The organism is Mucilaginibacter sp. P5_A4 (assembly GCF_056400605.1).
On the sequence record NZ_JBFUKX010000107.1, the window covers coordinates 1 to 3,691 of the forward strand.

Here is a 3,691-nt window from a genome sequence, read left to right on the forward strand (position 1 = left end):
GGCAAAATCTTCCTCAAGCCTTCAACAATTATTCGTTCGGCAGTTTTATCAACGTATGATACCATATCGTTGAGGCCCTTATATTCAATTTTATCAGCATCGAAGGTTTTACGTTCCTGCCTTATAAAGTCGCCCGCCTGTTTGGCAACTTCAATTACTTGGTTCGCTATGTTTGTGAGTGCCATGGTGCCTTAATGATAAGCTAAATGAAAATACCTTGTGGATAAAAAAGCTTGCAAAAAACAAGCTTAAAGCGGCACCAATACGTGCTATTGGAGGATAGATGCCAAAATCCTGGATCAATATTTTAATGACCCCTAAATTTGCAAAGAAACCTATACAGGCTACTGCTGCAAAGCGGGAAAACTGTTTATAAGCCGATAGTTTTGATTCTGTAAAAACCAGGTAGCGGGTAACTAAAAAGTTCACGATCACTCCCAACCCAAATGACATAGCTAATGACAATGTGGAATTACGTATCGTAATAGAACCTATAGGATAGGTGTGCCGAACCAATAAATTATGATAAAAAAGATAGAATGCAGATACGTCAACCAAAAAACCTGCACCAGCAGAAAGTACAAACCTGAACACCTGGTTATCTAAAAGCCGATATACCTGCTTTGTATTAGCCATGCTGCAAAGTAGCTGTTTTTTTGTTTTTTAATCCGTTTATAATTAAAGCGGCGCCGCCAATCACCATAATTAATGAAATCATTTCGGCCTGCGTAAAACTGATGCCTGCTACATGGTATTTAGTGTTTACACGTATCAATTCAATAAAAAAGCGTTCTACGCCGGCCAATATCATGTAGATACCAAATAATACGCCCGATTTTTTTATACGATTGCGTATGCTCCACAAAAACGCAAATAACAACAAGCATATCACACATTCATAAAATGAGGTGGGATATACAGGGTATTGCAATTCATGACAAAACTTACCAACGCAATTGGCCATTGCTACACCCTCATCATTAACATTATGCGGAAATTTAAATGACCACATCCAATTTGGCGCCCAGCTTAACCATTGTGGCTTTGGTGCAAGGTTAACAATACCCCAATCGCCATCACCAGACATCTGGCAGCCTACACGCCCCACGGCATAAGCTAACATCATACCCGGACCACCAATATCCAGCATATCTAATGGTTTAATACCATGCTTATGGGCTATATAAAGTACCGCGGCACCGCCACAAATTAAACCACCGTAAAAAGTTAGTCCGCTAAACCCAATTAGCATACCAACCGGGTCCTTCATAAAATCGCCCCAGTTTTCAAGTGCGTTAAATAATTTAGCCCCGGCAAAACCAAACACAGCGGCCCAAAGTAAAATACTACCCATTAATTCATGGGGATGTGCAGCTACTTCTTCTGTTTTGGGCTGAGGGAGTTTTTGTTTATCACTTTCATAGTATGCCCAATAGGCAAAAGCAGCAGCGCCTATTATGCCGCCTATCCAGTTACCACGTGTAGATAAAAGGAATTCCTGCGGACTATCTAAAAGCAATTGATAGTTTAATACCGCATCAACAATTTTATAACCTAAAATAAAGCCAAATATTCCGTTGCCTATCAGCTCACTAACGGTGGCTGGCTGGCCTATCGTCACTTTCTTTTTAAAGCTATGTATAACACCAATTTTTTCTTTCCTGTTAAACTCCTTAGTGAAAGCCCAATAAGCCGCCATAAATGCTATCGCCACAAAAAAGCCAAAGGTTTGTATAGGTAATGGTAAATTGAAGCCGAAAAGGTATTGAAGAAGCGACGTTATGGTAGGAAACATAGGTTATATTTTGAAGCGAAGATAATATTTAATGAACTAATATTTCTTCGCCTTCTGTTATTTCGACATCACCATCAGGTGAAATGTTTGTTAAGTAAACCGTTTTTAATTCATTTACCAGTATAGGGTCATACTTAGCTTTTACCTTTACGTAGTTACGGGTAAATCCATGCATATAGCCTTCCTTGATATCACCCTCAAACAAAACTTCTTCGTTTTTATTAAGTTGGGTTTCGTAAAAAGCCCGGCGTTTTTTATCTGATAAAATATGCAGCATTTTACTTCTGTCGGCACGTGTTGAACCGGGTACTACCCCTTTCATTTCACTTGCCAGCGTGTTTTCCCTTTCGGAGTATGTAAATACGTGCAGGTATGAAACGTTAAGGTCGTTTAAAAAATTATAAGTATCGATAAAATCTTCTCTGGTTTCGCCGGGGAAACCAACAATAACATCAACGCCAATACAGCAATTTGGCATCAGCTCTTTTATTTTGGCCACCCGGTTCACATACAAATCACGCTTATAGCGGCGGCGCATCAAACCCAATATTTTATCGGAGCCTGATTGCAACGGGATATGAAAATGAGGTACAAAACGCTTTGACGCTGCAACAAAAGCAATAATTTCGTCGGTAAGCAGGTTTGGTTCGATGGATGAGATCCTGATACGATCAATCCCTTCAACTTCATCCAGCGCTTTTACCAGGTCGAAAAACTTATCCTCCCGATGACCGTTGCGGATCCCGAAGTCGCCCAAATTAACACCTGTCAATACTATTTCCTTAACTCCCGAAGCACTTATTTCTTTTGCCTGCTTAATTACGTTTTCTATTGTATCACTCCTGCTGGCACCACGTGCTAAAGGGATGGTACAAAAGGTACATGAATAATCGCAGCCATCCTGAACTTTCAGGAATGTGCGGGTACGATCGCCAAAAGAGTAAGCCGGCACAAACTGGTTAGCCTCACTTACAGGCTGGTTATAAACAACCGCTTTAGGCTTTTTGGTAAGATCGGTAATATGATCAATGATCTGGAATTTTTCGGCAGCGCCAAGCACCATGTCAACACCGGGTATTTCTGCAATTTCCTGTGGCTTTAATTGGGCGTAGCAACCAACTATGGTTACGTAAGCATTGGGGGAGATCTTAAGCGCTTCCTTAACTATCTTTTTACACTTTTTATCCGCATTTTCTGTAACCGAACAGGTGTTGATCACAAAAACATCAGGCGTATTGGAAAACTCAACAGTATCATAACCGGCCTGGCTAAACAGCCTGCCGATAGATGAAGTTTCTGAGTAATTCAGTTTACAACCAAGCGTATAAAAAGCGACTTTTTTATTCATTACAAGGGCGCAAAGATAAGGAATTTTAAGAAATAGTTTTAATACGGGTTATCACGTTATAGTAAAATCCGAAATCGAATGTCCTAAATCCGAAAAAATCAAATACCATTCCACTCATAACTCTCGTTCTCCAGCCCTATCAAATCAATTACCCGGTTCACCACCGTCATAGCCAACTCTTCAATGGTTTGTGGTTTGCTGTAGTATGATGGAATGGCCGGGCAAATAATACCGCCGGCTTCAGTAACGGTAGCCATATTGCGGATATGGATAAGGTTTAAAGGCGTATCGCGGGCCACCAGGATGAGCTTGCGGCGTTCTTTGAGGATTACATCGGCAGCACGACTTATCAGATCATCGGAGATACCTCCTGCTATCCTGCCGAGTGTACCCATAGAACACGGAACAACAACCATGGTATCAAACTTAGCCGATCCTGATGCAAAAGGCGCCATAAAATCGTTTTTGGCGTAAAATTTATAGGTATACTTACTGTAATCCTCGTTATCGAGCTCAAAACGCCAAACATCCTTCGCATTGTCCGACAT

Annotated in this window: 4 protein-coding genes and 1 pseudogene; all 5 read right to left on the reverse strand. The window is 40.9% G+C overall.

All coding sequences use genetic code 11. The annotated features are described in order from the left end of the window. Window positions 1-185, reverse strand: a pseudogene (locus tag AC1DQW_RS27275) (inositol monophosphatase family protein); the annotation flags it as partial. Then, window positions 151-636: a GtrA family protein gene (locus tag AC1DQW_RS27280; RefSeq protein ID WP_477456946.1), complete on the reverse strand. Its 486-nt coding sequence runs from the start codon at window positions 634-636 to the stop codon at window positions 151-153. The gene AC1DQW_RS27280 and the pseudogene AC1DQW_RS27275, both read right to left, overlap by 35 nt. Beyond that, window positions 629-1,795 carry a prolipoprotein diacylglyceryl transferase gene (locus tag AC1DQW_RS27285; protein WP_477456947.1) on the reverse strand — a complete coding sequence of 389 codons (1,167 nt, stop codon included), beginning with the start codon at window positions 1,793-1,795 and terminating at the stop codon, window positions 629-631. Before AC1DQW_RS27285 ends, AC1DQW_RS27280 begins: the two co-directional genes overlap by 8 nt. A gap of 28 nt (window positions 1,796-1,823) precedes the next feature. Further along, complete coding sequence (gene mtaB, locus AC1DQW_RS27290; RefSeq protein WP_477456948.1) at window positions 1,824-3,143, reverse strand: tRNA (N(6)-L-threonylcarbamoyladenosine(37)-C(2))-methylthiotransferase MtaB; 1,320 nt, start codon at window positions 3,141-3,143, stop codon at window positions 1,824-1,826. Between the two features lie 98 nt (window positions 3,144-3,241). After that, window positions 3,242-3,691 (reverse strand): UbiX family flavin prenyltransferase (locus tag AC1DQW_RS27295; RefSeq protein WP_477456949.1); only part of this gene is annotated, 450 nt, incomplete at its 5' end.